Source organism: Dongia sp. (assembly GCF_041909655.1).
Classification (GTDB): Bacteria; Pseudomonadota; Alphaproteobacteria; order Dongiales; family Dongiaceae; genus Dongia.
In genome coordinates this window covers 311,034-335,374 of record NZ_JAYRDA010000004.1, presented here as the reverse complement: position 1 = coordinate 335,374, position 24,341 = coordinate 311,034, and the positions used below count along the sequence as shown (strand labels likewise).

The following is a 24,341-nucleotide window of genomic DNA, read 5'->3' as shown; positions in this document are numbered from 1 at the left end:
CTTTCAATGCGTTGAAAACGCGGTGGCTTTCTTTTCCGGCGCGTCAAAGCTCGGTGGGGGAAAATAGAGCCGCACGGTTGTCCCGCGACCCTGCGCGCTGTCGATCGTGATTTCACCGCGATGCATTTCGACAAGACTGCGCACGATCCAAAGGCCGAGCCCGAGGCCTTCGACCTGGCGTGAGACCATGGGATCGCCACGCGAAAAGCGCTCAAAGATCTGCGTCTGCTGCGCTGGCGGGATGCCGGGGCCGTCATCGCTGATGGCGATGCCGAGGCCGTTATCCGGCATCCGCTGCAGGCGGACGACGATGGCGCTATGCGAGGGTGAAAATTTGACCGCGTTGTTGAGGATGTTGCTGAGAATCTGGAGTGCCGCACGCCGGTCGACGCGCCAATCGGGCAGGTTCTGGCTTTCCTCCAGCACCAGCCGGATGTTCTTCTTGGCGGCCACCGGCTGCAGGAAGGTAAAAGCCTCGCGAACCAGCGCGATGGCGTCATGCGGCTCTTCGCAGATATCGATCTGGCCGCTTTCGATACGTGCGGTGTCCAGCAGATCGCTGATCAGGTGCTGAAGATGCGCGCCGCTGTCGCTGATGTGCTGGATGCATTCCGATTGCCGCTGATTGGCGACCTGGCCGCAGATGCCAAGGCGAATCATATCGGCAAAGCCGACAATGGCATTCAGGGGCGTGCGCAATTCATGGCTCATATTGGCGAGGAATTCGCTCTTCGCGCGATTGGCGCGTTCGGCGCTGTCGCGGGCGAGGGCAAGTTCAAGGGCATGGCGCTGGAACAATTCGGCGGCGTGTTGCGCGCTGAGGGTCTGTGCGCGTTCGCGTCGGATTTCATAGATCGCCAGCAGGAAGAGGAGCGATCCGAGGAGCGAGAAGCTGAGCCCGCCCACCAGCACGGCCTGGGCAAAGCTGTGATTGGACCCACCCTGAAAGGTGTCCGCGACATTCCAGGTCAAAATCCATTCAGTTCCCCCCATGATCATGGTGCTGTGGATTGCCATGGTGTCATCCGGCTGCGACATCGGGCCGTTGCCGAGGCGTGGCACGGACCAGGCGGACGAAGAATCGCCCCCACGATGCGCAAGACTGAGGGCGAGGCCTGCCGGCACGCGCTCCGCCACAAATCGTGCAAGCAGCATCTCAAGATCGAGCGGCGCCACTAGCAACCGTGGATGCGAGCCCTCGTCGAGCGCCAGCACGAAGGCGAAGCGATCGAGTGCGGAATCGCGGAACAGGGGCTCCGGCGTCATCTGGACGTAGCGTGGATGAGTCTGCGCAGCCGTGGTGGCGGCGCCAAGGCCGGACCATTGCGCCACATTCTGTCCGATCTCGCCATAGCGTTCCATGCCCGATCCGAAGGCGAGCCGATAGCCACTCGGCTCCTGCGGGGCCAGATAGGCGAGGGCGATATGGCGGTCGGAAAGGCCATTCCCCGCCATGCCGTCGACGACACGCTGGAATTCGTCGGCCGTGACGTTCTCCGAGCCCAGGAACAAGCCGGTCATGGTGCGCATGGGCACCATCTCGGCGCGCAAGAGATCGGCAAAGGCATCATCCAGACGCTCGGTCTGATTCTGCGCGATTTCATACCAGGCGAGATTGGCGCGATCGCGCAATTCATTGTAGATCGCAATGCTGGCGATCGAACCGAACAGCAAGGCAATAACCGGAATCGCAATCAGCAGCAGGGTGTGTGGCAGGGGACGGTCAGGATCAACCTGCGCCCGCCTCGCCGGAGGCTCGGGGAAGTTATGTTCGCCATTGGCTATCAGGCTCATGCCGACGTATTTCCCTTCGCCATCGCCTGTCCGGCGGGTCCTGGAGACCCGCCGTCATGCAAATGGTGTCGAGCATATTCTAGTCGCGCAAGCTTAATTCATCGCTAATCGCGCGCTAGGAAGATCGGCACAAATGGGAATGTAAGATCAGTGCAGGATGCGTGACGGCATCGGCATCGTCGTTACATCCGGCAAGGCAGCATGTGGCTGCTGGGCATAGGAAACCAGCATAAGCTTTGCTCGGGCCAGCAACTCGCCCAGGCGCGCCAGCGCATTGAAGGCGATGCGGGCCGCGGCGGGGGCGAGCCATTGCCGCAATTCATTATAGGCATCGAAAGCGCGACCGCTTTGCGCGGCGGCGAGCGCCTGATGGAAAATCATCTCGTCGGGGCTGACATAGCGGCACTTCATGCAGCGAATGTCGATCTGCCGTCCGGCGGCATGGGCGACAATCATGAAGACTTCGTTGAGGGCTTGCTGCGCATCCAGGAGGTCGAAGCGCCGGAACGTGTCACCGCTCACGGCTTCGAAGGGCTGTTCGAGCTTCAGCGCGGTGACCCAACTGCGCGCTGCCCAGATCGCAAACTGGCTGGCGAAAGGCAGGGATTCGATGAAGGGCTCACGCGAATCCTCGTCCAGCAATTCGCTGCCGGCACGTTCCTGCGAGCAATGATTGTCGTTGGCCACCATGGGCTCAATCTCCGATGCCGGTGGAAATGCGTGGATGCATCCTAGGCAGGTGGACTCGTAATTGCAAATGATTTGCAATCGCATAAATATGGCACGTCTTGGGCGCTTGTCTGGGCTGCGCCTCGCTGGCAAGGTTCCGGCGCCAGATCGAAACCCGGGAATCTCCATGGTAACATCATGAAAAGTCGAAAGATTAGTGCTGCATTGCTGGTTATGGCCGTGAGCCTCGGCGGGTTGACCGCATGCGACTCGCCGCCCAACCGGCAGCGTTTTGCCGATGTGACGTTTCAGCATCTGGCCCCAATCAACCTCGATGTCGGGAGTGTGCAGGTGGAGAGCGCCTACCGCCCCACGGACAATCCAGAGGATATGGGCGCGGAATATCCGCAGGCGCCGGTCGAGGCGGCCGCGCAATGGGCGCGTGACCGGCTGAAGGCCGTTGGTGCCCGGGGCCAGGCTAATTTCACCGTGGTCGAGGCGTCGGCCACGCGGACACCCTTGCCGCGCTCGACGGGCCTCAGCGCCGCTCTCAAAAAAGATCAATCCGACCGCTACGATCTGGCGATCGAGGTGCGGCTGGAAGCGTTCAATCCGATCAGCGGCAAATCCGGCGTGGTGAGCGAGCGGGTGACGCGCAGCCAGACCGTGCCGGAAGATCTGACGCTGAACCAACGCGAAGTCGTGCTGTTCAACCTGTTGGACAGTGCGATGAAGGATCTCAACGCGCGGCTGGAGCAGAGCATCCCGCAATATCTGGGGCCGCTGCTGCGCTGATCGCGGGAAAGGAATGCAGATGATTGCGAAACTGAGCGATGGAGAGCGTCAGGCGGCATTGGCGGAACTGGTCCAATGGCAATTGGTGACGGATCGCGATGCTATCAAGCGCAGCTTCAAGTTCAAGAATTTCAGCGAGGCCTGGGGCTTCATGAATCGGGTTGCCCTGCTGGCCGAGGCGCAGGACCATCATCCGGAATGGAGCAATGTCTATAACCGGGTCGAGATCCTGCTGACGACCCATGATTGCCAGGGCCTCAGTGCCCGCGATCTGCGTCTGGCCCGCGACATCGACAAGCTGGTCTAATTCTATCTGTCATTCTTCGTGTCGAGATATTCGCGGCGCAGCAATTGATGTTCGGGAAACAGGAAATCCTCGATAGCCAGGCAACGGTCGACATTCTTGCCGTCAGGAGAGAGCGGCATGATGCCGATCTCGCTGCGGCCGGCATGATCATGGGCGAGTGGCCAGGTATCGATGCCATAGATCGGCACGCCATGCTCGCAGGCATAGCGATAGGCCCGGGAATAGCGGCCCTGTCCATCCCAGCGCAATTCGTCGAGATAGCGGCCGGTGAAATCGATGCGGTTGAAATCGGCGACGCGCGTGCCGACCAGGCGGTAGCGCACACGGAAGGGCTGCTCGATATCGACCATCACGATATTGGGCAGGAGATCGCGGATCTCGCTGGGATCGATGTCTTCCCGTGCCGGCATGGCGCGGCCGGCGCATTTCTTTTGCCAATAGGTGAGCAAGCCCCGAATCCGCGGCGAGGTAATCTCGGTCAGGCTGGGACTGAATTCGGGAAACGGATCTGTGCCGCTCATCATTTGGCTCACAGGAAATTACACCACCGGTTGATTATAGCACGGCTTCCCGCAATCGGCGCTTCACCAGAAAAATCCTGATCCTATGTGCGGTCGTTACAGTTTCACCCAGCCGGTCGAGGCCGTACGCCAGCATTTTGGCTTCGACAACCAGCCGAACCTGGCACCGCGTTCGGCCTTCGCGCCGACGATGGACGTGCCGGTGGTGCGCCGCCGCGCCGACGGCACGCGGGCGCTGGGAAATGTGCGCTGGGGATTGGTGCCGTCCTGGGCCAAGGATCCGAAGATCGGCGCGAAGATGTTCAATGCACGCAGCGAGAGCCTGGCCGAGAAACCCAGTTTCCGCGCCGCCTTCGGCCGCCGGCGCTGCCTCATCCTGGCGGATGGTTTCTACGAATGGCAGAAGCTTGGGCCACAGGAAAAACAGGTCTGGCGCATCGAGCGACCGGATAACGAGGCCTTTGCTTTCGCGGGGCTCTGGGAGCGCTGGCAGGACACGGCGGGCGCCAAGATCGATAGCTGCACCATCATCACGATCGCGGCCAACGCCCTGCTCAGTCCCATCCACGACCGCATGCCGGTGGTGATCCAGGAGCCCGACTATGGCGCCTGGCTCGACAACACGACGCCGATGCCGGCGGTGCAGGGATTGGTCCGGCAACCGGCGGAAGATTTCTTCATTACGTTCAAGATCGGCCCGGATCTCGACCGGACCAGACGCGTCGCCTAGAGAGCGCCTATTGCGCGTTGACGATCTGGCCGTTGCCGGCGAAATCGGCGCTGGCGAGGTCGATGAAGGGTGCCGTGATTTCGTCCGGCGTCTTCAATGTCTGGGGATCTTCGCCGGGATAGGCTTTGGCGCGCATCCGGGTACGGGTGCGGCCGGGATCGATGAGATTGGCGCGCACGTTGGTCTGCTGGATCTCCTGGGCATAGACGCCCACCATCATCTCCAGCGCGGCCTTGGAAACGGCATAGGTGCCCCAATAGGCGCGCGGCCCGCGCGCGGCACCGGAGGTGACGAAAATGGCGCGCCCCGCCGTCGATTGTCGCAGCAGGGGATCCAGTGACCGAATGAGGCGCCAATTGGCGGTGAGATTGACGTCGAGCACCTCCTGCCATTCCGCCGGCTTGATATGGCCGATGGGGGCGAGGGTGCCGAGCTGCCCGGCATTGCCGACCAGCACGTCGAGGCGGCCATAGCGTTCGAAGAGGGCCGCTCCCAACCGGTCGATGGCGTCGCCGTCCTTGAGGTCCAGCGGCACCAGGAGGCTGGTCTTGCCGCTGATCTTGCGGATCTCGTCATCGAGCTCTTCCAAGCCACCCACGGTGCGGGCGGTGAGGATCAGTTCCGCGCCCTCGCGGGCATAGGCGCGAGCGATGGCTGCACCCAGACCACGCGACGCGCCAGTCACAAGGGCGATGCGGCCACCGAGCTTGCCGGTAGCGAAGTGACCAGCCGTGTCGTCGCTCATGCGCTCTTTTCCGCGAGCAGCGAGAGCTGAGCGACTTTTTCTGTGCTTTGGTCGGTGAGTTCGGTCGGATAATCGCCGGTGAAGCAGGCATCGCAATATTGCGGCGCCTTGGAGTCGCGGCCTTCATGGCCCATCGCGCGGTAGAGGCCGTCCAGCGAAATGAAGGCCAGGGAATCGGCGCCGATGAACTTGGCCATTTCCTCGACGCTCATCTGGGCGGCGAGGAGCTTGCTGCGCTCCGGCGTGTCGATGCCGTAGAAGCAGGAATAGGAGGTCGGCGGCGAGGAAATGCGCATATGCACCTCGGTCGCCCCGGCCTGGCGCATCATCTCGACGATCTTTTTCGAGGTGGTGCCACGCACGATCGAATCGTCGACCAGGATGATCTTCTTGCCCGCCACCTTGGCGCGATTGGCATTGTGCTTCAGCTTGACGCCGAGATGCCGGATCTGGTCGGTGGGCTCGATGAAGGTGCGGCCGACATAGTGATTGCGGATGATGCCGTATTCGAAAGGAATGCCCGAGCCTTCGGAATAGCCGAGTGCCGCCGGCACGCCGGAATCCGGCACCGGAATGACGACATCGGCCTCGACCGCCGCTTCCTTGGCGAGCTCGGCGCCGATGGCCTTCCGGGCGTCGTAGACGCTGGTGCCTTCGATGATCGAATCCGGCCGGGCGAAATAAATATATTCGAACACGCAGAAGCGCTGCCGCGCCGGCGAGAAGGGGCGCATGGAGGTGACGCCGTTCTCGTCAAGGATCACCATCTCGCCCGCTTCGACGTCGCGGATGTATTCGGCGCTGACGATGTCGAGAGCGCAGGTCTCGGAAGCGAGGATATAGCCGTCGCCGAGCTTGCCCAGGACCAGCGGCCGCACGCCCAGAGGGTCGCGCACGCCGATCACCATGTCCTTGGCGAGGACGACGAGCGAATAGGCGCCTTCGACCTGATGCAACGCGTTGATCAGACGGTCGATCACATTGCCGCGCAGATGGGTGGCCATCAGATGCGGGATGACTTCGGTGTCGCTTGAGGCCTGGAAGATAGAGCCGCGCTTCACCAATTCGCGCCGGATCGCCGCGGCATTGGTGAGGTTGCCGTTATGGCCAACAGCGATGCCGCCGAAGGCCAGTTCGGCGAAGAAGGGCTGCACATTCCGGAGCGCCGTTTCGCCGGTGGTCGAATAGCGTACATGGCCGATGGCGGCATGGCCCTTCAGTGGCCCCACCACATCGTGATGCGAGAAATTATCGGCAACATGGCCCATGGCACGGTGGGCGTAGAATTCCTGGCCATCATGGGAAACGATGCCGGCTGCTTCCTGGCCGCGATGCTGCAAAGCATGAAGGCCGAGAACGGTGCGGGTGGCGGCTTCGTCGACCCCATAGATGCCAACGATGCCGCACTCTTCCTTCAAATGGTCGTCATCGAAGGGATGCGTCGTGATCATCGGCAGTTACCTTTTTCCGGCCGGGCTAATGAGATCAACTACTCGGCGCCCTGGATCAGTCGGTTTAGGTCGTTGCGTTCGGCGTCCTTATACCCTGAACCAGTCTCTTGTCCACCCGGTTCTTGGGACGGAGGTCCGGCATTTGTGCCGAGGGGCTCCGCACCCGGTGCAAGGGTGGGGGCCAGGGGCGCCAGCGTATTGCCGATCGCCTGGCCCTGTTCCACCGCTTTCAGGCCCTGATCCAGGACCTCCTCGCCTTGTTTCAGAATGTCTTCCGGCAGCAAGGTCAGGATAAAGGCGGCACCCCGTTCGACCACCGGCAGGGTACGCGCTTCGTTTACCATATCTGGTCGTTCTTCCCGATTCGGCAAGACCCAGGCCATCAGGATATAGGCGGCGCAGACCACCACGGCGCCGCGCACCAGGCCGAAGACTAGGCCCAGAGAGCGATCAAGGGCACCCAATCCGTTATTGCGGACATGGGAGGACAGCCAGTGGTTGACGATGCCGCAAAGGAACAACGTGACCACGAAGATGCCGATGCCGGTCGCGATATCGGCCAAAAGCGGTTCCGCGATGTATTGCCGCACATGATTGCGGACTGGCCCGAACAACATGATCGTGGCGATGACCGCGCCGATCCAGCCCATGATCGAGAGCAGTTCCTTCACGAACCCGCGCGAGAAGGCGAGCAGAGTGGAGAGGCCGAGGACACCCAGAATGATGAGGTCGAGGAAGTTCAACTGGCGCGGTCTCCTATCGCTTCTCGTCCCGGTTGGCGTTCTGGTGCTGTTGCCGTGAGGCGCTGACCGTTGCCTGCAAGGCATTGGAGCGCACTTCATTATAGAGCCAATCGATCATTTCTTGGAGATGGCCGATTTCGACGAGGGTGAGGCCCTCGATCTTGAGGGGCTTGCCCCCGGCCTGGGTCATGCGGCGCGGCAGGATCGCGCGCTTGAAGCCGAGTTTCGCGGCTTCCTTGAGCCGGGTTTCGGCCTGCGCCACCATGCGGACCTCGCCCGACAACCCGATTTCGCCGAAGGCGATGAGATCGCTGGGCACCGAGCGGTCCGACAAGGATGAGATAAGGGCGAGCGCCACGGAAAGATCCGCCGCCGGCTCGGTAATGCGCAGCCCGCCGGCGATATTGAGATAGACTTCGCTGCCGGCCATGCCGAGGCCGCAGCGGGTTTCGAGGACGGCGAGGATCATGGCGAGGCGCGCCGAATCCCAGCCCACCACGGCGCGGCGCGGGGTGGCAAGCGGCGAGGGCGAGACCAGCGCCTGCACTTCGACCAGAACCGGGCGTGTGCCTTCGATGCCGGCAAAGACGCTGACCCCGGAAATATTGCCATGCCGTTCGGCGAGGAACAAAGCGGAGGGGTTCGGCACTTCGGCCAGGCCTCGGTCGCTCATCTCGAAGACGCCGATCTCGTTCGCGGGACCGAAGCGATTCTTGACCGAGCGCAGGATGCGGAAGTGATGGCCACGTTCGCCTTCGAAATAGAGCACGGTATCGACCATGTGCTCGAGCACGCGCGGTCCCGCGATCTGGCCTTCCTTGGTGACATGGCCGACCAGCAGCAAGGTGAAGCCGCGCAGTTTCGCGAGGCGGATGAGTTCGGCCGAACAGGTGCGCACCTGCGCCACCGTGCCGGGCGCGGAATCGAGGCTGTCGAGATAGAGCGTCTGGATGGAATCGATCACCACCACTTCCGGCGCGTCCGGCCGGTCGAGGCTCGCCATGATGTCGCGCAAGGATGTGGCGGCGGCGAGTTCCGTCTTGATCTCATGCGCGGGGATCTTGGCTTCCGGGCCGAGGCCCAGGCGGCGTGCGCGCAACTGCACCTGTTCCACGGCCTCTTCGCCCGAGATATAGGCCGAACGGACGCCTTTCAGCGCTGTCACCACCTGCAACAGCAAGGTCGATTTGCCGATGCCAGGATCGCCGCCGATGAGCACGGCGGAACCGCGCACCAACCCGCCGCCGGTGACGCGGTCGAATTCGGCGATGCCGGTCGGCCGGCGGATGGTCTGCGGCACATCGCCGTCGAGTGCCACGAAGGTGACGCCCTTGCCGCGTTTGCCGCTGAGTCCCTTGGGGACGTCACCACCGCTCGACGGTTCTTCGACGATCGAGTTCCAGGCGCCGCAGGCCTCGCATTTGCCGGCCCATTTGGGAAAGGCGGCGCCGCAGGACTGGCAGACATAATTGCGGGCGGGTTTGGCCATCCACCGCCCCTAGAGCGGCCGGACGGGCATGCGGATCGGACCCTCGGCACGGCCCTGCACGAATTGCTCGACATGTGCGTTGCCGGAACGATCGATGTCTTTGGCATCGCCCGACCAGATGATGCGACCTTCATAAATCATCGCTGCATGATCGGCGATGGCGCGCAGGGAATGCATGTCATGGGTGATGGAAAGTGCCGTCGCCCCCAGGGATTTCACGCATTTGACGATGAGCTCGTTGATTACCTGGGCCATGATCGGATCGAGGCCGGTGGTGGGTTCGTCGAAGAAGATGATCTCGGGTTCGACCGCGATGGCGCGGGCGAGAGAGACGCGCTTTTGCATGCCGCCCGAAAGCTCGGCCGGGAAAAGCTCGCCCACTTCCGGGCCGAGGCCGACGGCGGCGAGCTTGCGCAAGGCAACCTCCTTGGCGGCTTTCCGCGCCATGCCGCGACCGGAAATAAGGCCGAAGGCGACGTTCTCCCAGACCGGCAGAGAGTCAAAAAGGGCAGAACCCTGAAACAGCATGCCGAATTTCCGCATGATCTCTTCGCGCTGGGCGGCTTTCATGCCGACCACTTCCTGGCCGTCGATTTCGATCGAGCCGGAATCCGGCTCGACCAGGCCGAGGATACATTTGATCAGCACGGATTTGCCCGAGCCGGAGCCACCGATCACGACGAGCGACTGCCCCTTGGGCACGTCGAGATCGATCCCGTTGAGCACCTGCTTGGGGCCGAACGCTTTCTTGAGACCGCGCACCTTGATCTTGAGATCGCTCATCGCGTGAAAAACAGCCCCGTGATGATGAAATTGGCGGCGAGAATGAGGATCGAGGCGGAGACCACCGCATCGGTCGTGGCCTTGCCGACACCCTGGGCGCCGCCCCGTGACTGGAAGCCGCTATAGGTGCCCATCAAGGCGACGATGAATCCAAAGGCGGCGGCCTTCACGAGGCCGGAGACGATGTCGATCGTCTCGACGAAATCGACCGTGTTCTTCAGATAGATCGACGGACTGAAATCAAGCTTGTAGACACTGACCAGATAACCACCGAAGACACCGATGATGTCGGCGATGCCGACCAATACCGGCAAGGTGAGCACGGCGGCGATAAGGCGCGGTGCAATGAGATATTTGAAGGGATTGGTCGAGAGCGTGCGCAAGGCGTCGATCTGTTCCGTGACCCTCATCGTGCCGATTTCGGCGGCCATGGCGGCGCCAACACGGCCGGCCAGCATCAGGCCCGCCAGGACCGGACCAAGCTCGCGGGTGAGCGAAATCACGACAACGTATGGAATGGTGGATTCGGCGTTGAGGCGCGAGACAGCGACATAGGTCTGCAGCACCAGGACCATGCCGGTGAAGACGGCGGTCATGCCGATCACGGGCAAGGAATAGAAGCCGATCTCGATCATCTGCTTCCCAATGAGGCGTGGATAGATCGGTGGCAATACGCAATGCATCACTGCTTGCAAGGTAAAGATGGCCAAACGCCCGGCGGCTTCGAGACCGCTGAGGAATGTGCGGCCGATCGGCTGCAGGACGCGCGCCACCATGATCCCGGCCATGCCCTCAGCCGCCGCTATAGCGGCGCTGGAAGCGCGCACCGAGATTGGTGAGGATTTCGTAGCCGATGGTACCGGCATCGCCAGCAAGCTGATCGATGGATTGCAGCGGGCCGATCAGATCGACCAGAGTGCCCGGCGCGGCCGCTTCGGGCGGCAGATGACCAACGTCGATCGTCATGAGATCCATCGAGATGCGCCCCACGATCGGGGCTCGCTGGCCGGCCACCACGACCCAGCCATGATTACCCAGCGATCTGAAAATCCCATCCGCATAGCCGACCCCGATCGTAGCTATCCGGGTAGGCCCCCGAACCTGATGCGAGGCACCATAGCCAACGGTCATATCCAAGTCAACCTCGCGTAATTGCAGGATTTTTGCCTGCAAGCGCAAAGCCGGCGCGAGCGGGTTTTCGGTCCCTAGAACCGGATTTACGCCATAGAGCGCTGCCCCCGGCCGCACCAGATCGAAATGATAATCGGCGCCGAGAAAAATACCCGAGGAAGCGGTGAGCGAGACCAATGGCGCCTGGCCCTGCCGGCGCGGCAGCTTGAGGGCGGCCAGCATCTCGCGGAAGGCCATCAACTGCACACGGTTCATCGGATGCTCGGGATCGTCGGCGCAGGCAAGATGGCTGAGCACGAGGCCGATATGGCAATTGTCGAGCAGATGCGGATCGGCCACCAGCCGCAGCAGACCGGCCCGGTCGAGCCCCAGGCGGTTGAGGCCGGTATCGAGATGCAATCCCGCCTGGCGCCTGGCAGAATCCTGCGCCCCGGGCCCGCGCTGAAAGGCGCGCCAGCGCGCGATCTCGTCCATCGTGTTGAGGATGGGGATGAGATCGGCGGCGGCAATGTCGCGCTCCGATCCCGGCGGCAATCCGCCCAGCAGATAGATTTTGACGCCCGGCAGCAGGATCTGCCGCAGCGCCAGACCTTCATCAACCGTGGCCACGAAAAAATGCGAACAGCCGGCACGTTTCAGCAAGGGAGCGATCATCGCCGCCCCCAGGCCATAGGCATCCGCCTTCATCGCGGCACCGCAGATTGCCGGCAGGGCGCGACGGGCGAGCAGGTTGTAATTGGCGAGGATGGCGCCGAGATCGACGCTCAGCAGCGGTGCATAACTATCCGGCACGATTCTTCCGCCGGCTATTCTGTTTGCGCCGGCACATAATCCGCACGCATGAGATCGCTGAAGCGCGTTAACATGCCCTCGAATTGCAGCGGCACCGTGCCGATCGGACCGTGACGCTGCTTGGCGATGATGACTTCGGCGACATTATGGACGCGCTCCATCTCGCGCTGCCACTCGGCCATCTTGTCGGCCTCGTGATCCCCAGGTTTCTTGCGCTCGTGGTAGTACTCTTCGCGGTAGACGAACATGACCACGTCGGCGTCCTGTTCGATCGAGCCCGATTCACGAAGATCGGCCAGCATCGGCCGCTTGTCGTCACGCTGCTCGACCGCGCGGGAAAGCTGCGAGAGCGCGATCACCGGAACATTGAGTTCCTTGGCGATGGCTTTGAGGCCGCGGGTGATCTCGGAGATTTCCTGAACGCGATTCTCGGAGCCGCGATTGTTGGCTGAGCGCATGAGTTGCAGGTAATCGATGATGATGAGGTCGAGGCCGTGCTGGCGCTTCAAACGCCGGGCACGAGTCCTCAGCGCCGGAATGGTGAGTGCTGGCGTATCGTCGATAAAGAAGCCGGCCGAGCTCATCTCGTTGGAGGCTTCGACGACTCGCATGAATTCGTCATCCCCCTTGATGTCACCGCGGCGGATGCGATCCGAGGAGACGCCGGATTTTTCCGCCATGATACGGAGTGCAAGCTGCTCCGATGACATTTCCATCGAAAAGAAGGCCACCTTGTAGCGCGTGCCGGTATCGCCTTCCTTGAAGGCGGAAGCCGCGTTGAAGCCCATATTGGTGGCGAGCGCCGTCTTGCCCATGGAGGGGCGGCCGGCCAGGATGATGAGGTCGGATGGCTGCAAACCACCCAGTTTGCGGTCAATATCGGTCAATCCCGTGGTGACGCCGGTCAGATGGCTGTCGCGCTTGAACGCGGCCTCGGCCATCTGCAGCGCCGAAATGACAATGGTTTTAAAATCCTTCGGCCCGCCCTCGACCTGGCCGGTTTCAGCAAGCGCGAACAATTTCGATTCGGCCTGCTCGATCTGCTGCAGGGCGGAAACGTCGGTGTCGTGGATATAGGCTTCGTTGACCGTGATCTCGCCGAGATCAATCAATTGCCGGCGCAAATAGAGGTCGTGAATTGTCCGGCCGTAATCCTCGGCATTGATGACGGTGACGACGGCCTGGGCAAGCTGCACCAGATAGCTGGCGCCGCCGATTTCGCTGAGCGCTCCGTCCTGGTCGAACAGATTCTTCAGCGTCACCGGATTGGCGATCTGCCCGCGTTCAATGAGCTTGCCGATGGCGGCGAAGATGCGGCCATGCAGCGGATCGGCGAAATGCTCCGGGCGCAGAAATTCGTTGACCCGGTCGAAGACCAGATTGTTGGCGAGTACCGCGCCCAGCAGAGCCTGCTCGGCATCGTAATTGACGGGCGGCGTGCGCGTGGGCGTCGAGCCATCGGACCCACGCAGCCGGGTGACATTATTCTGTAATGATGATTCCATGGGCGCGACCCTATCAGACCGACCCGCGATCACAGCCTGTGGATAACGGGGATAGGGATCATAAAGGACGATTCGAGTCGCACTACAAGGTGCGTGTCGTTGCCGCAGGGTCGGTTGTCACGACCCTGCGATTCGACGGCATTGTTGCGCTCAGTGCAACTCGGCGCGGAGCTGCTGGCGGAAATAATCGATCGGGATCAATTGCCCTTCGCGCGGCACGCACCAGAATTGCCAGCCATTGCAAGCAGGTGCACCCTGGACGGCAGCGCCCACCTGATGGATCGAGCCGCGATGGTCGGCCGAGATCAGCGTACCGTCGGCGCGGACCTTGGCGCTCCAGCGGCCATTGTTGCTGGTCAGCACCGTGCCGGGCTCCAGCAGGCCGCGTTCGATCAGCCAGCCGAAGGGGATGCGCGGCTCTTCGCGCTTGGAGATGATCTGCAACATTTCCTTCTCGGGAACCGGCTGCACCTTGGCGATGCGGGCGCGGGCGACCTTGATGTAGCTGGGATCGCGTTCGATGCCGATCCAGTGACGGCCAAGCTTCTTCGCGACCGCGCCGGTGGTGCCGCTGCCGAAGAAGGGGTCGAGCACCACGTCGCCCGGTTTCGTCGCTGCCATCAGGATGCGGTAGAGCAGCGCCTCGGGCTTTTGCGTCGGGTGGCTCTTATTGCCGTCCTCGCCCTTGAGGCGTTCCGAGCCGGAGCAGATCGGGATGAGCCAGTCGGAGCGCATCTGCAGATCGTCATTCAGCGTCTTCATGGCTTCGTAATTGAACTGGTGCCGGCTCTCGGCGGATTTCGCGCACCAGATCATGGTCTCGTGGGCGTTGGTGAAGCGGCGGCCACGGAAATTGGGCATCGGGTTGGTCTTGCGCCAGATGACGTCGTTGAGCATCCAGAAGCCGAGGTCCTGCAGCTTGGCGCCCACCCGGAAGATGTTGTGATAGGAACCGATCACCCAGAGCGAGCCGTCATCCTTGAGCACCCGGCGGGCGGCCTTCAGCCAACCTTCGGTGAAACGGTCATAGGTCGCAAAATCGGCGAACTTGTCCCAGTCGTTGTCGACCCCGTCGACGCGGCTATTGTTGGGGCGATGCAACTCGCCACTCAACTGAAGATTGTAAGGTGGGTCCGCGAAGATCATATCGATCGAGGCTTCGGGGAGCGAGTTGAGGACATCGATACTGTCCCCGCCGATGATGGAATCGAGGGGCAGCGAGATGGGTTTGGGTGTCGGCGCTTTCTTTGTCATGGCGCCGATCCTGATTCACGCGACTCCGTGTGTCAACGAGAAAGTGTTATGAGTCAGTTGGTTATCGTAATGTTCTCAGAGACAGGTCGAAATGACCGGCGGTGCTGGGGGGTGATACCATGGGCCTTGATGGCTGCTACATGTTCGGCCGTTGGGTAGCCGGCATTGCGCTCCCAACCATATACGGTATGCACGCTGGCGAGCTGACTCATGATCTTGTCCCGCTCCACCTTCGCGAGAATCGAGGCAGCGGCGATGGAGAGAGAACGGGCATCTCCCTTGACGACGCAAGTGGTCGCACAATCGAGGCCCGGCGCCAAATTGCCGTCCACCAAGGCATGGTCGGGTTTTTGGGCCAAGGCGGCGACGGCGCGGCGCATGGCGAGGTGACTGGCGCGCAGGATATTGATGGAATCGATCTCGGCCGGGCTGGCCCCGGCGAGCGCGAAGATGGCGATCTCCTGCAATTCCGCCGCGATCTCGGCGCGTACCGAGGCGCGCAACTTTTTGGAATCATCCAGGCGCCGTTCCAGGGATTTCGGCAGCCGCGCGGGATCGAGAATCACCGCGCAGGCGATGACCGGTCCGGCCAAGGGTCCGCGTCCGACTTCATCGACGCCGCAGACCAGGCGATTCGGCGAGAAGCCGGCGGCGAGTTCGAAAGACCAGTCGGGCATGATGGAGGTGCCGATTCCCGGATGTTCATGGGGAGACGGGTGGCATCATGCAGCCGGCGTGGCGGGCGCTCAAATGGAATTATATTGTGTCGCGATTGACCGGGATTGCCGTGCGAAGGCGTTCAATTCCCTTCCGGCAGGACCATGCCGTCGGGCGAGAGCACGACATTGCCGGGCATGCCGTCCTTGACTGCCGTCGCGTGCCAGAAATTGTCGCAGCCCTTGGTGGTGATCACGACGTCGCTATAGCCCGCGGCCTCGATCTTGGCCTTGGCCTGTTCGGCGGTAGAGGCGTCGATCATTTCGCCTTCGGTGCAATTGTTGCCCGATGGCAGGGCCGGCTGGGCTTCCTGGGCGAGCGCCGGGATGATGGCGGAGATGACGATGATCGACACGGCTACCAAGATGGCAAGGATGGTGCGGGTCATGGTTTCTCTCCTTGGATGGCATTTCAAGCTAGGCAGGGAATGGCCAGTGGTCAAACGCGGCAGACGGCGAACGGTTCCATGATCTGTTATCCAAACAGGCTGAGTTGTGCCGTGTCCCTGGCGTTTGACAAGGCGGGCCGGTCGCCCGGGACAGAAAAGCGGCTGGAATCGATGTCCCATTTATACCCATCGAGGCCGTACCGCTTGGCCGCGGCCAGCACGCGGCGGCGGATCAAGGTGGCGTAGGGGCCGCTCCCCTTCATGCGGGTACCGAAATCCGATTTGTAGAGGGCGCCACCATGGCAATCCCTCACCAGATCCATGATGCGTTTTGCCTTCAGGGGGTGATGCGCGTCGAGCCATTCGGTGAACAATTCCTTGATCTCCAGCGGCATGCGAAGGACCGTCCAGGAGACGCTGCTGGCCCCCGCTTCTGCGCCGGCCTGCACGATCGCCTCGATCTCGTGATCGGTAAGGGCGGGAATGATCGGTGCCACCGAGATTCCAACGGGAATGCCGGCATCGCTGAGGGCGCGGATCGCCTCGAGCCGCTTCGACGGTGTCGAGGCGCGCGGCTCCATCACGCGGGCGAGGTCCCGGTCGAGTGTGGTGACCGAGAGATAGACCTTCATCAGCTTGCGCTTGGCCATGTCGGCAAGGAGGTCGATGTCGCGCGTGACATTGGCGGATTTCGTGGTGATGCCGGCCGGGTGATTATAGGCCGAGAGCACTTCCAGGATTTCGCGGGTGAGGCGATAGCGCCGCTCGATCGGTTGATAGGGATCGGTATTGGCGCCCAAGGCGATCACGCTGGGCCGATAGCCGGGCCGGCGCAGTTCCTTTTCCAGAAGCTGAGCCGCATCGGCCTTCATGTAGAGCTTGGTTTCAAAATCGAGACCTGGCGAATGGCCGAGATAGGCGTGGGTCGGCCGCGCGTAACAATAGACGCAGCCATGCTCGCAGCCGCGATAGGGATTGATCGATTGATCGAAGGGTATGTCGGGCGACTGGTTGCGGCTGATGATGGTGCGCGCGTTGTCGAGGGCGACGCTGGTCTTCAGAGAAGGCTGTTCATCGTCCTCGTCCTTGGTCCCGAGCGCCAGCGGCGCTCCGCGGAACGTGAGGCCGCTCGCAGGCATGTCACGCGGCGCGTCGTGTCGCCAGCCATCGTCCTCCAGGGGGCGTTCGCCGGGCTCGAAGCGGCCGGCCTTGTTGCTGACGGCGCCGCGCCCTTTCCGCGCCAGGGACGGAAGGGCGGTCGATGGTTCGAGATGGTTGGGGTCACGTTCGTAGCGCATGGCAAAATCCTGCCACGCGGAATAGAACATTTCAAGAACAAAGACTCAGCGTAAGTGTTCCTGCAAGCGGGGCATCAGCTCGACCAGATTGCAGGGACGGTGGCGGTTGTCGAGCTGCCATTTCAGGATCTCGTCCCAGCCGTCCCGGCAGGCGCTGGGCGAGCCGGGGAGGGCGAAGAGATAGGTGCCGCCGGCAACACCGCCAACGGCCCGCGACTGGATCGTCGAGGTCTTCACTTTCTGGAATGAGATCCAGCGGAAGAGTTCGCCGAACCCGTCGATCTTCTTCTCGAAGACGCGCTCGAAGGCCTCCGGGGTCACGTCGCGTCCGGTGACGCCCGTGCCGCCGGTGGAGATGACCACATCGATATTGGGGTCGGCGATCCATTCCGTGAGCTTGCCGACGATCGCCGGGACCTCGTCCTTGACGATGGCACGGGCGGCGAGCTTGTGGCCGTCGCGGGTGAGCATCTCGACAAGGGCGTCGCCGGAACGGTCATCGGCCGCGGTTCGGGAATCCGACACCGTCAGGATGGCGATATTGACGGCGAGAAAGGGGCGCTGGTCGTCGATGCGGGACATGATCGCTGCCTGGCTGACATTGCTGCCGCCAGTATATAGCGCGAAACCGGATCGTTTCGAGGATCAGTTCGCCGCAGTGGCCGTGGCGGCACTCTTCTGATAGGTCGGCCAGGCACCATTGGCGACGGCTTCCAGCGAGCGCTGCGGCTGGCCGAGGCGCGCCTGGTAGACCCAATAGGCCCCGATCACGCGCTCGACGAAATTGCGCGTTTCCTGCGATGGGATGTTCTCGATGAAGAAGAGTGGGTCGTCGCTGCCCTTGATGCTCTTCTTCCATTTGATGAGATTGCCCGGGCCGGCATTGTAGGAGATCGCCAGCAGGAAAAGATCGCCGGCGACGGCCGGTTCTTCGAGCAGGCGCTGGATGTATTTCTGGCCATAGGCGAGCGAAACCAGCGGATCCTTGAGCGCCGCGGATTTCGGCGCGCCGATGGCACGCGCGGTCGCCGGCATCAATTGCATAAGGCCTGTGGCACCGGCGCTGGAAATGGCATTCGGGTTGAAGCCGGATTCCTGACGCATCACCGCATAAAGCAAGGCCGGATCGACCTCGAAACCATTGGCCGGTTTCCAGGACGGCAGCGGATAGAGCGCTGCGTCGCGGCGCTCGCCGCTCTTGATGTGATGCCAGGAGCCGATCTTCAGCGCCAGCGAAGGCAAGCGGTGAGACTGCGAGATGGCAAGAAGCGCATCCGAAAGCTCCGGCCCGGCTTCAGCCTGCAGGATCAGCAATTCTTTTTCCGCGAGATCGGTCTTGCCGATTTGCAGCAGGCCCATGGCGCGCTTGCCCGCGCGGCTCTTCATGAGTTGCTCGCCATGGGCGGTCTTCAGCGTGGGCACACGCCAGTCGAAACTCGGCTCCAGACCGAGCGCGCGGGTTGCCAATTGACCATAGAAGGTGCGCGGGAAGCTGGCCGAGAGCTTCAGCCATTCGCTGACCTTCTGCGGCTGCTGGGCGCGGACATGAGCGCGGGCGGCCCAATAGGCCGCAGCCGAACGTTCCCATTCCGACAGCGATTCCCGGCCGGCAGCCTTTTCAAACTGCGCGGCGGCGCGACCGTAATCCCGCTTGCCCCAGGCAGCGAGGCCGGCGCGCCAGTTGGTGTCATTGTCGCGGCTGCTTTCGTCCGGCGTGCCGGAGCGGGTGATATCGAATTTCGGCGACTTGAGGCCGCCGGCTTTGGCACCCTTGGCAAGCGCCAGTTTGTGGATGAGCTTGGCCTCGGGCAGGCCGGCATAGGCCGAGAGCCAGTCCGAGAGTTCCTTCGCATTGCTCTTGTAGGTCGGCGACAGATAACGGTCGGCGAGGACATGCCCCAGCAGCAGCGGATCATTGAGATCGCCGATAAGGCGGTCGGCGCCGGCGAAATCGCCTGCGGCCTGACGCTTGAAAATCTGGCGGTAGCGGTCGGCATTGACCACATCGAGCGGCGAGGGCAAAGCGGCGCCCAGCACCTCAGGTTCGGTGGTCGGCAAAGCTGCCGTGCTGCCATCGCCCAGGGTTGCGGCGCTCAGTTCCTCCGCCGCGTCCTGCGCAGCGGCGGTCTTCACCCCGAACGTCGATCCCGGCACCGGCAGTCCCTGAGACAGCAGGACCGCCAGCGCGGTCGACGCCCAGAGACGGCGCCAGCCGTGTTGCCGAATAATCATCTTCAATCTATCGCCCCCCTTAGAGCGAATACCCCTCGTCCAGTCCCGAGGGCTTCAGCGTTCAGTCGCCGCCGAAAGTTAACAAAGTATGTGTTTGCGGGTTCCAGCGTTACCGTCTGCGGCTGGCCCCGTCCAGCAAAAAAACCGTGATAGATCTACAGATATGGTGTCTTGACAGGCAAAAACCACAATATGTTGATAAAGCGCGTAAAATTTTAGCCGAACGGACCATCGGTCGCGCTTTCCGGAGAGACCTCGGAATGGCTAATAGGACAGCATTCGCGACAAATTTCGTGGAGGCCGGGTCAGGCTTTGGGCGGGATCTCGGCGAGGCGCGTCTTGAGCTTGAGGAGGTCGGCCCAGGTCTCCCGCTTCTGCGCCGGCTGGCGCAGCAGGAAGGCGGGATGGAAGATCGGCAGCGCCGGAATCGGCTGTGCAAGGCCATCTGACTTGTAATCGAACCAGCGGCCGCGCAAACGGGTGATGCCGTCATTGGTGCCAAGCAGCGTATGCGCCGCACTCGCCCCCACCAGGACCAGAACCGCCGGATTGATGAGTTCGATATGGCGCTGCACGAAGGGCGCTTGTGCAACCAATTCCGCCTCGGTCGGCTTCCTGTTGCCGGGCGGGCGCCAGAAACAGGTATTGGTAATATAAAAGGTCGTGCGATCGAGGCCGATCGCCGCCAGCATGCGGTCCAGCAACTGGCCGGAGACGCCGACAAAGGGCTTCCCCAGCCGATCCTCATCGGCGCCTGGCGCCTCGCCCACCAGCATCACTCTGGCCGCCGGATTGCCGTCGGCGAAAACCAGGTTGGTGGCGTGCTGGCGCAGGCTTGCGATACCGTCGAAACGCAGCAGGGCCGACTTCAGATCGTCCAGGCTGGCGGCTTCCCGTGCTGCTTCCCGCGCCGATTGCGCCAAGGCAAGATCCGCTGTTGCGGCGATCCGGGGGCTGGCGGCTGGGCTTGGCACAACCCTTTGCGCGGCGGCTGCCGGCCGGGCGATAGCGGGCTGGGTCTGCGGTATCGCGGCGGGCTCGGCCCAAGGGGCGCCCGATTGGCCAAAACGGCTCTGCGGTTCGGGAGCGATGGCGGTATCCGCTCCTCCCTCTATATAAAAGGAGAGCAATTGCAGCGCGGTGCCGGGATCGAGCTCGGCGGCGTCGGAAATTGACGCATGCATGTCGGAAAAGGGGCCGTCCGTGATCATGCCCCAAGGCTAGCATCCCGGCCGCGTGATGGTCTAGGCGAAGCACGGGCGGGGGCGCTGTTGCGCTGCCGGTGTCCGCCGTTGTAAGCACTCAGCGCGAATTTGACGGCTGTATAAAGCCGTCTGTGCCAGCCGGGCGGTCTCGTTCGCCGCCGGTCAGCCTGGGGAGGGATGAATGGACCGCGAAGTGATGGAATATGATGTGGTGATCGTCGGCGGTGGCCCCGCCGGCTTGAGCGCTGCCATCCGTCTCAAACAAATGGCCGCGGAATCCGGCAAGGAACTCTCGGTCGTGGTGATCGAGAAAGGCTCCGAGATCGGTGCCCATATCCTCTCCGGCGCCATCATGGACCCGCGGGCCTTGACCGAACTCATCCCGGATTGGAAGGAACAGGGCGCGCCGCTCACCTGCCCGGTGACCGAGGATCGTTTCCTGTTCCTCACCAATGAGCAGAAATCGATCCGCTTTCCGAACGCCCTGCTGCCGGACAGCCTGCATAACGAAGGCAATTACATCATCAGCCTCGGCAATGTCTGTCGCTGGCTGGCGACACAGGCGGAAGCGCTGGGCGTCGAGATCTTCCCGGGCTTCGCCGCTGCCGACATTCTTTATGACGATGCGAAGCAGAAGGTGCTGGGCATCATCACCGGCGATATGGGCCGCGCCAAGGATGGCAGCGAGAAGGCCGAATTCACGCCGGGCATGGCCTTGACCGGCAAATATACGCTGTTCGCCGAGGGCTGCCGCGGGTCCTTGGGCAAGCGCCTCATCAGCCATTTCAAACTCGATGAAGGCCGCGACGCGCAGAGCTATTCGATCGGCATCAAGGAGCTGTGGGATATCGATCCTGCGAAGCACAAGCCGGGCCTGGTCATGCATACCGCCGGCTGGCCGATGGACAATTCGACCTATGGCGGCTCGTTCCTCTATCACGGCGACAACAACCAGGTGATGGTGGGTTTCGTCATCGGCCTCGGCTATCAGAACCCCTATCTCTATCCGTTCGAGGAATTCCAGCGTTACAAGCATCATCCGGCGGTGGCGGAATTCCTGGAGGGCGGACGTCGCGTTGCTTACGGTGCCCGCGCCATCGTCACCGGCGGCTTGCAGGCGCTCCCCAAGCTTACTTTCCCCGGCGGCGCGCTGATTGGCGACAATGCCGGATTCTTGAATGTCCCGCGCATCAAAGGCAGCCATGCCGCGATCAAGACCGGCATGCTGGCGGCGGAAGCGGCCTTCTCGGCGCTCGCCGCGGAACGCTCGCATGACGAACTGGCCGCCTATCCCGATGCCTTCGAGAAATCCTGGCTTCATGACGAACTCTACAAGGCGCGGAACTTCAAGCCCTGGATGAGCAAGGGCTTGCTGGTCGGCACCATCATGGCCGGCATGGATCAGAAGCTGTTCGGTGGCAAGGCGCCCTGGACGCTCCACAACAAGACGCCCGACAACGCTAAGATCAAGAAGAAGGACAGCTTCAAGCCGATTCAATATCCGAAGCCGGACAACAAATTGTCGTTCGATCGACTGTCCTCGGTCTTCCTCTCCTCGACCAATCACGAGGAAGATCAGCCCTGCCATCTGACGCTGAAGGACCCGAAGGTTCCGATCGAGATCAATCTGCCGCTTTACGATGCACCCGAGCAGCGCTATTGCCCGGCGGGCGTCTACGAGATCGTGCGCGAGAGCGACGGCACCCATCCGCGGCTGCAGATCAACGCGCAGAATTGCGTTCATTGCAAAACCTGCGACATCAAGGATCCCACCCAGAACATCAATTGGGTGACGCCCGAAGGCGGCGGCGGACCGAATTATCCGAATATGTGAGACAGAAAGGGCGCCCGGCAGGCGCCCTTTCTTCATGAAGCGGGGTTTTTGCCGCCTTCCACCATGGCAGTCTGGCCGTGCCCATCCCACATAACCGGAACCCAGCCGCCTCTTTCCCGTTTGGGGGAGTTCCTGCTAAGAGTGTCTCTTCGTGCTGGAGTTTCCGCCGGATCAATGACTTGCCGAGGCCTGAATTGCCCATGACCAAGCGACTTCGCCGCGCCTTGCTGGCTCTCGGCCTGCTGCCCGCCATGATTGCCTGCGCCGGGCAGGAGGAAGGGGACGGTGCCGCCCAGGCGGAAACCGGTCAATCCGCCACCGTACCCCAAAATTGGTCCCTGTCCGGGGCCATCCTGGCTGGCCGGCACGCGTTTGATTCCGGCGACGACGCCATGGCGGCGGAACTCCTCAGTCTGGCTCTGGAAGCAGCACCCGGCGATCAGATCCTGGCGGCCCGCGCCCTGGCGGCGATGGTGGGGAGCGGTGATTTCGAGGCGGCCGTGCCTCTTGCTGCGAAACTGAAGGAAATGGGTGCGCGCACCCCGCTCATCCCTCTGGTCGAACTGACCGATGCCGTCCGGAAGGACGATTTTGCCAAGGCCCGCGCGGCGTTGGGCGATATCGGCGACGACAGCATCAGCCGCATTGCCAAGCCGCTTTTCGGCGCCTGGATCACAATCGGCGAAGGCAAGGGGGAGGCGGCAGCGCTTGCTGAATTAAAGCCCCTTGAGGAGATCAACGGCCTGGGCGGGTTGGTGGTTCAGCATATCGCGCTCATCAAGGATCATTTCGGCCATGGCGCCGAAGGACTGGACGGGCTCAAGCAGGCGGCCGAGGCCGGTTTCGGGAGCGCCCGCTTCATCGAATTGTTCGTGGCGTTCCTGCACCGGAACAACGAGACGGAAGCCGCGCGCAAATATCTCCAGAATCTATCGGCCGGCAATACTGGAGTCGGCGCCGCCATCAGCGATCCGCTGCTGGAGCAGTTGGCCAAACCGCCGGTGAAGGGCCCGATCGTCGCGGATCCGGCGATCGGCCTCGCCGAGGCCTATTTCGATCTGGGCTCACTCCTGCAATCGGAAAATATCAGTGACCAGGCAAAGGTGTTGGGCCGGCTGGCGCTGGTGCTCGCTCCCGATCTCGAGATTTCGCGCCTGTTGCTTGGCAATCTCATGCAGGACCGCGAACGCTGCGAAGACGCGATCGAAATGTATCGATCGATCCCGGAAAATTCGATCTATCGCTGGTCGGCCGACATTTCGATCGCCGATTGCCAGCAGAAACTCGACGATATCGATGGCGCCATCGCCACCCTGCAGGATCTTGTGAAGGCGCGGCCGCAACGGGTCGAAGCGATCGTGGAATTGGGTGACCTCTATCGCCGCGAGAAGCGTTTTACCGATGCGATCGCCGCTTATGACGACGTCATCGCCGGCCTCAAGGATCCGGTCGCGCGCGACTGGACCCTGTTCTACGCCCGCGGCGTCGCCCATGAGCGCGCCAAGCAATGGGACAAGGCCGAGCCGGATTTCAAGAAGGCCCTGGAGCTCTCGCCCGAACAGCCCTACGTCCTTAACTATCTCGCCTATACCTGGGTCGAGCGGCGCGAACATCTCGACGAGGCGCTCGATATGCTGCATCGCGCGGTCGATCAGCGTCCGGAGGAAGGATTCATCGTCGATTCCCTCGGCTGGGCCTATTTCCAACTGGGCGATTTTGAGCAGGCGGTCACTTATCTCGAACGTGCGGTCGAGTTGCAGCCGACCGATCCGGTTCTCAACGATCATCTGGGCGACGCCTATTGGCGGGTCGGGCGCAAGAACGAGGCGCGTTTCCAGTGGAACCGTGCGCTCTCTTTCAAGCCGGAAGAAGATCAGGTGGGCATCATCGAGGAAAAAATCAAAAGCGGCCTGGGTGCGGCCAACACGACCACCGGCGAAGCCCCCTCGGGCGGCTGA

Annotated in this window: 23 protein-coding genes; 5 read left to right on the top strand and 18 right to left on the bottom strand. The window is 62.3% G+C overall.

The genetic code is table 11. From position 1 onward, the window contains the following. Positions 1-3: 3 nt before the first annotated feature. Both ACE3PR_RS10450 and ACE3PR_RS10445 read right to left on the bottom strand, forming a co-directional pair. Positions 4-1,794: an ATP-binding protein gene (locus ACE3PR_RS10450; protein WP_374371411.1), complete on the bottom strand. Its 1,791-nt coding sequence runs from the start codon at positions 1,792-1,794 to the stop codon at positions 4-6. A 147-nt stretch (positions 1,795-1,941) separates the two neighbouring features. Next, positions 1,942-2,484 carry a hypothetical protein gene (locus ACE3PR_RS10445; protein ID WP_374371409.1) on the bottom strand — a complete coding sequence of 181 codons (543 nt, stop codon included), beginning with the start codon at positions 2,482-2,484 and terminating at the stop codon, positions 1,942-1,944. A gap of 177 nt (positions 2,485-2,661) precedes the next feature. Between ACE3PR_RS10445 and ACE3PR_RS10440 the strand changes: the two genes are divergently transcribed. Beyond that, positions 2,662-3,258 carry a hypothetical protein gene (locus tag ACE3PR_RS10440; protein ID WP_374371407.1) on the top strand — a complete coding sequence of 199 codons (597 nt, stop codon included), beginning with the start codon at positions 2,662-2,664 and terminating at the stop codon, positions 3,256-3,258. A gap of 19 nt (positions 3,259-3,277) precedes the next feature. After that, positions 3,278-3,565 (top strand): 4a-hydroxytetrahydrobiopterin dehydratase, encoded by a 288-nt coding sequence (locus ACE3PR_RS10435; protein ID WP_374371405.1) that lies wholly within the window; start codon positions 3,278-3,280, stop codon positions 3,563-3,565. 2 nt (positions 3,566-3,567) lie between these two features. Here ACE3PR_RS10435 and ACE3PR_RS10430 read toward each other — a convergent pair whose 3' ends face one another. After that, positions 3,568-4,089 (bottom strand): PAS domain-containing protein, encoded by a 522-nt coding sequence (locus tag ACE3PR_RS10430; protein WP_374371402.1) that lies wholly within the window; start codon positions 4,087-4,089, stop codon positions 3,568-3,570. A gap of 82 nt (positions 4,090-4,171) precedes the next feature. Between ACE3PR_RS10430 and ACE3PR_RS10425 the strand changes: the two genes are divergently transcribed. Then, positions 4,172-4,816, top strand: coding sequence for an SOS response-associated peptidase (locus tag ACE3PR_RS10425; RefSeq protein WP_374371400.1), 645 nt, complete (start codon positions 4,172-4,174; stop codon positions 4,814-4,816). Between the two features lie 7 nt (positions 4,817-4,823). Here ACE3PR_RS10425 and ACE3PR_RS10420 read toward each other — a convergent pair whose 3' ends face one another. The 15 genes from ACE3PR_RS10420 to ACE3PR_RS10350 form a co-directional block, all read right to left on the bottom strand. Continuing rightward, positions 4,824-5,561 carry an SDR family NAD(P)-dependent oxidoreductase gene (locus tag ACE3PR_RS10420; RefSeq protein WP_374371398.1) on the bottom strand — a complete coding sequence of 246 codons (738 nt, stop codon included), beginning with the start codon at positions 5,559-5,561 and terminating at the stop codon, positions 4,824-4,826. Then, complete coding sequence (gene purF / locus ACE3PR_RS10415; RefSeq protein ID WP_374371396.1) at positions 5,558-7,012, bottom strand: amidophosphoribosyltransferase; 1,455 nt, start codon at positions 7,010-7,012, stop codon at positions 5,558-5,560. The genes ACE3PR_RS10420 and purF overlap by 4 nt, the downstream gene beginning before the upstream one ends. A 38-nt stretch (positions 7,013-7,050) precedes the next feature. After that, positions 7,051-7,755 (bottom strand): CvpA family protein, encoded by a 705-nt coding sequence (locus ACE3PR_RS10410; RefSeq protein ID WP_374371394.1) that lies wholly within the window; start codon positions 7,753-7,755, stop codon positions 7,051-7,053. A 13-nt stretch (positions 7,756-7,768) separates the two neighbouring features. Beyond that, entirely contained in the window at positions 7,769-9,244 is a 1,476-nt protein-coding gene (radA, locus tag ACE3PR_RS10405; RefSeq protein WP_374371392.1) for a DNA repair protein RadA, read from the bottom strand. 9 nt (positions 9,245-9,253) lie between these two features. Beyond that, positions 9,254-10,027: an ABC transporter ATP-binding protein gene (locus ACE3PR_RS10400; RefSeq protein ID WP_374371390.1), complete on the bottom strand. Its 774-nt coding sequence runs from the start codon at positions 10,025-10,027 to the stop codon at positions 9,254-9,256. Next, positions 10,024-10,815 (bottom strand): MlaE family ABC transporter permease, encoded by a 792-nt coding sequence (locus tag ACE3PR_RS10395; RefSeq protein WP_374371388.1) that lies wholly within the window; start codon positions 10,813-10,815, stop codon positions 10,024-10,026. Before ACE3PR_RS10395 ends, ACE3PR_RS10400 begins: the two co-directional genes overlap by 4 nt. 4 nt (positions 10,816-10,819) lie before the next feature. Next, the gene (gene alr, locus ACE3PR_RS10390) at positions 10,820-11,950 is read right to left on the bottom strand and encodes an alanine racemase (protein ID WP_374371386.1); all 1,131 of its coding nucleotides are present in this window, start codon (positions 11,948-11,950) and stop codon (positions 10,820-10,822) included. Between the two features lie 14 nt (positions 11,951-11,964). Further along, the gene (locus ACE3PR_RS10385) at positions 11,965-13,455 is read right to left on the bottom strand and encodes a replicative DNA helicase (protein ID WP_374371384.1); all 1,491 of its coding nucleotides are present in this window, start codon (positions 13,453-13,455) and stop codon (positions 11,965-11,967) included. 150 nt (positions 13,456-13,605) lie between these two features. Next, complete coding sequence (locus ACE3PR_RS10380) at positions 13,606-14,709, bottom strand: site-specific DNA-methyltransferase (protein WP_374371382.1); 1,104 nt, start codon at positions 14,707-14,709, stop codon at positions 13,606-13,608. Positions 14,710-14,762: 53 nt separating this feature from the next. Beyond that, on the bottom strand, positions 14,763-15,386 hold the full coding sequence (locus tag ACE3PR_RS10375; RefSeq protein ID WP_374371380.1) for a ribonuclease HII: 624 nt from the start codon (positions 15,384-15,386) through the stop codon (positions 14,763-14,765). 122 nt (positions 15,387-15,508) lie between these two features. Next, positions 15,509-15,814, bottom strand: coding sequence for a hypothetical protein (locus tag ACE3PR_RS10370; protein ID WP_374371378.1), 306 nt, complete (start codon positions 15,812-15,814; stop codon positions 15,509-15,511). Between the two features lie 86 nt (positions 15,815-15,900). Next, positions 15,901-17,112 (bottom strand): PA0069 family radical SAM protein, encoded by a 1,212-nt coding sequence (locus ACE3PR_RS10365; RefSeq protein ID WP_374371376.1) that lies wholly within the window; start codon positions 17,110-17,112, stop codon positions 15,901-15,903. A 45-nt stretch (positions 17,113-17,157) separates the two neighbouring features. Then, positions 17,158-17,694, bottom strand: a complete 537-nt coding sequence (gene moaB, locus ACE3PR_RS10360) for a molybdenum cofactor biosynthesis protein B (RefSeq protein WP_374371374.1) — start codon at positions 17,692-17,694, stop codon at positions 17,158-17,160. A gap of 63 nt (positions 17,695-17,757) precedes the next feature. Beyond that, a complete protein-coding gene (locus tag ACE3PR_RS10355; protein ID WP_374371675.1) occupies positions 17,758-19,344 on the bottom strand; it encodes a lytic transglycosylase domain-containing protein in 1,587 nt (528 codons plus the stop codon). A gap of 305 nt (positions 19,345-19,649) precedes the next feature. Further along, positions 19,650-20,555 (bottom strand): uracil-DNA glycosylase, encoded by a 906-nt coding sequence (locus ACE3PR_RS10350; RefSeq protein WP_374371372.1) that lies wholly within the window; start codon positions 20,553-20,555, stop codon positions 19,650-19,652. A gap of 175 nt (positions 20,556-20,730) precedes the next feature. On the opposite strand from ACE3PR_RS10350, the gene ACE3PR_RS10345 reads away from it, so the two are divergent. After that, positions 20,731-22,383, top strand: coding sequence for an electron transfer flavoprotein-ubiquinone oxidoreductase (locus tag ACE3PR_RS10345; protein WP_374371370.1), 1,653 nt, complete (start codon positions 20,731-20,733; stop codon positions 22,381-22,383). Between the two features lie 200 nt (positions 22,384-22,583). Then, on the top strand, positions 22,584-24,341 hold the full coding sequence (locus ACE3PR_RS10340; RefSeq protein WP_374371367.1) for a tetratricopeptide repeat protein: 1,758 nt from the start codon (positions 22,584-22,586) through the stop codon (positions 24,339-24,341).

Excerpts from the sequence above, each read along its gene's own strand:
- ACE3PR_RS10450 (WP_374371411.1), bottom strand. The coding sequence starts at position 1,794 with ATGAGCCTGATAGCCAATGGCGAACATAACTTCCCCGAGCCTCCGGCG.
- ACE3PR_RS10445 (WP_374371409.1), bottom strand. The coding sequence starts at position 2,484 with ATGGTGGCCAACGACAATCATTGCTCGCAGGAACGTGCCGGCAGCGAA.
- ACE3PR_RS10440 (WP_374371407.1), top strand. The coding sequence starts at position 2,662 with ATGAAAAGTCGAAAGATTAGTGCTGCATTGCTGGTTATGGCCGTGAGC.
- ACE3PR_RS10435 (WP_374371405.1), top strand. The coding sequence starts at position 3,278 with ATGATTGCGAAACTGAGCGATGGAGAGCGTCAGGCGGCATTGGCGGAA.
- ACE3PR_RS10430 (WP_374371402.1), bottom strand. The coding sequence starts at position 4,089 with ATGATGAGCGGCACAGATCCGTTTCCCGAATTCAGTCCCAGCCTGACC.
- ACE3PR_RS10425 (WP_374371400.1), top strand. The coding sequence starts at position 4,172 with ATGTGCGGTCGTTACAGTTTCACCCAGCCGGTCGAGGCCGTACGCCAG.
- ACE3PR_RS10420 (WP_374371398.1), bottom strand. The coding sequence starts at position 5,561 with ATGAGCGACGACACGGCTGGTCACTTCGCTACCGGCAAGCTCGGTGGC.
- purF (WP_374371396.1), bottom strand. The coding sequence starts at position 7,012 with ATGATCACGACGCATCCCTTCGATGACGACCATTTGAAGGAAGAGTGC.
- radA (WP_374371392.1), bottom strand. The coding sequence starts at position 9,244 with ATGGCCAAACCCGCCCGCAATTATGTCTGCCAGTCCTGCGGCGCCGCC.
- ACE3PR_RS10400 (WP_374371390.1), bottom strand. The coding sequence starts at position 10,027 with ATGAGCGATCTCAAGATCAAGGTGCGCGGTCTCAAGAAAGCGTTCGGC.
- ACE3PR_RS10395 (WP_374371388.1), bottom strand. The coding sequence starts at position 10,815 with ATGGCCGGGATCATGGTGGCGCGCGTCCTGCAGCCGATCGGCCGCACA.
- ACE3PR_RS10385 (WP_374371384.1), bottom strand. The coding sequence starts at position 13,455 with ATGGAATCATCATTACAGAATAATGTCACCCGGCTGCGTGGGTCCGAT.
- ACE3PR_RS10380 (WP_374371382.1), bottom strand. The coding sequence starts at position 14,709 with ATGACAAAGAAAGCGCCGACACCCAAACCCATCTCGCTGCCCCTCGAT.
- ACE3PR_RS10375 (WP_374371380.1), bottom strand. The coding sequence starts at position 15,386 with ATGCCCGACTGGTCTTTCGAACTCGCCGCCGGCTTCTCGCCGAATCGC.
- ACE3PR_RS10370 (WP_374371378.1), bottom strand. The coding sequence starts at position 15,814 with ATGACCCGCACCATCCTTGCCATCTTGGTAGCCGTGTCGATCATCGTC.
- ACE3PR_RS10365 (WP_374371376.1), bottom strand. The coding sequence starts at position 17,112 with ATGCGCTACGAACGTGACCCCAACCATCTCGAACCATCGACCGCCCTT.
- moaB (WP_374371374.1), bottom strand. The coding sequence starts at position 17,694 with ATGTCCCGCATCGACGACCAGCGCCCCTTTCTCGCCGTCAATATCGCC.
- ACE3PR_RS10355 (WP_374371675.1), bottom strand. The coding sequence starts at position 19,344 with ATGATTATTCGGCAACACGGCTGGCGCCGTCTCTGGGCGTCGACCGCG.
- ACE3PR_RS10350 (WP_374371372.1), bottom strand. The coding sequence starts at position 20,555 with ATGATCACGGACGGCCCCTTTTCCGACATGCATGCGTCAATTTCCGAC.
- ACE3PR_RS10345 (WP_374371370.1), top strand. The coding sequence starts at position 20,731 with ATGGACCGCGAAGTGATGGAATATGATGTGGTGATCGTCGGCGGTGGC.
- ACE3PR_RS10340 (WP_374371367.1), top strand. The coding sequence starts at position 22,584 with ATGACCAAGCGACTTCGCCGCGCCTTGCTGGCTCTCGGCCTGCTGCCC.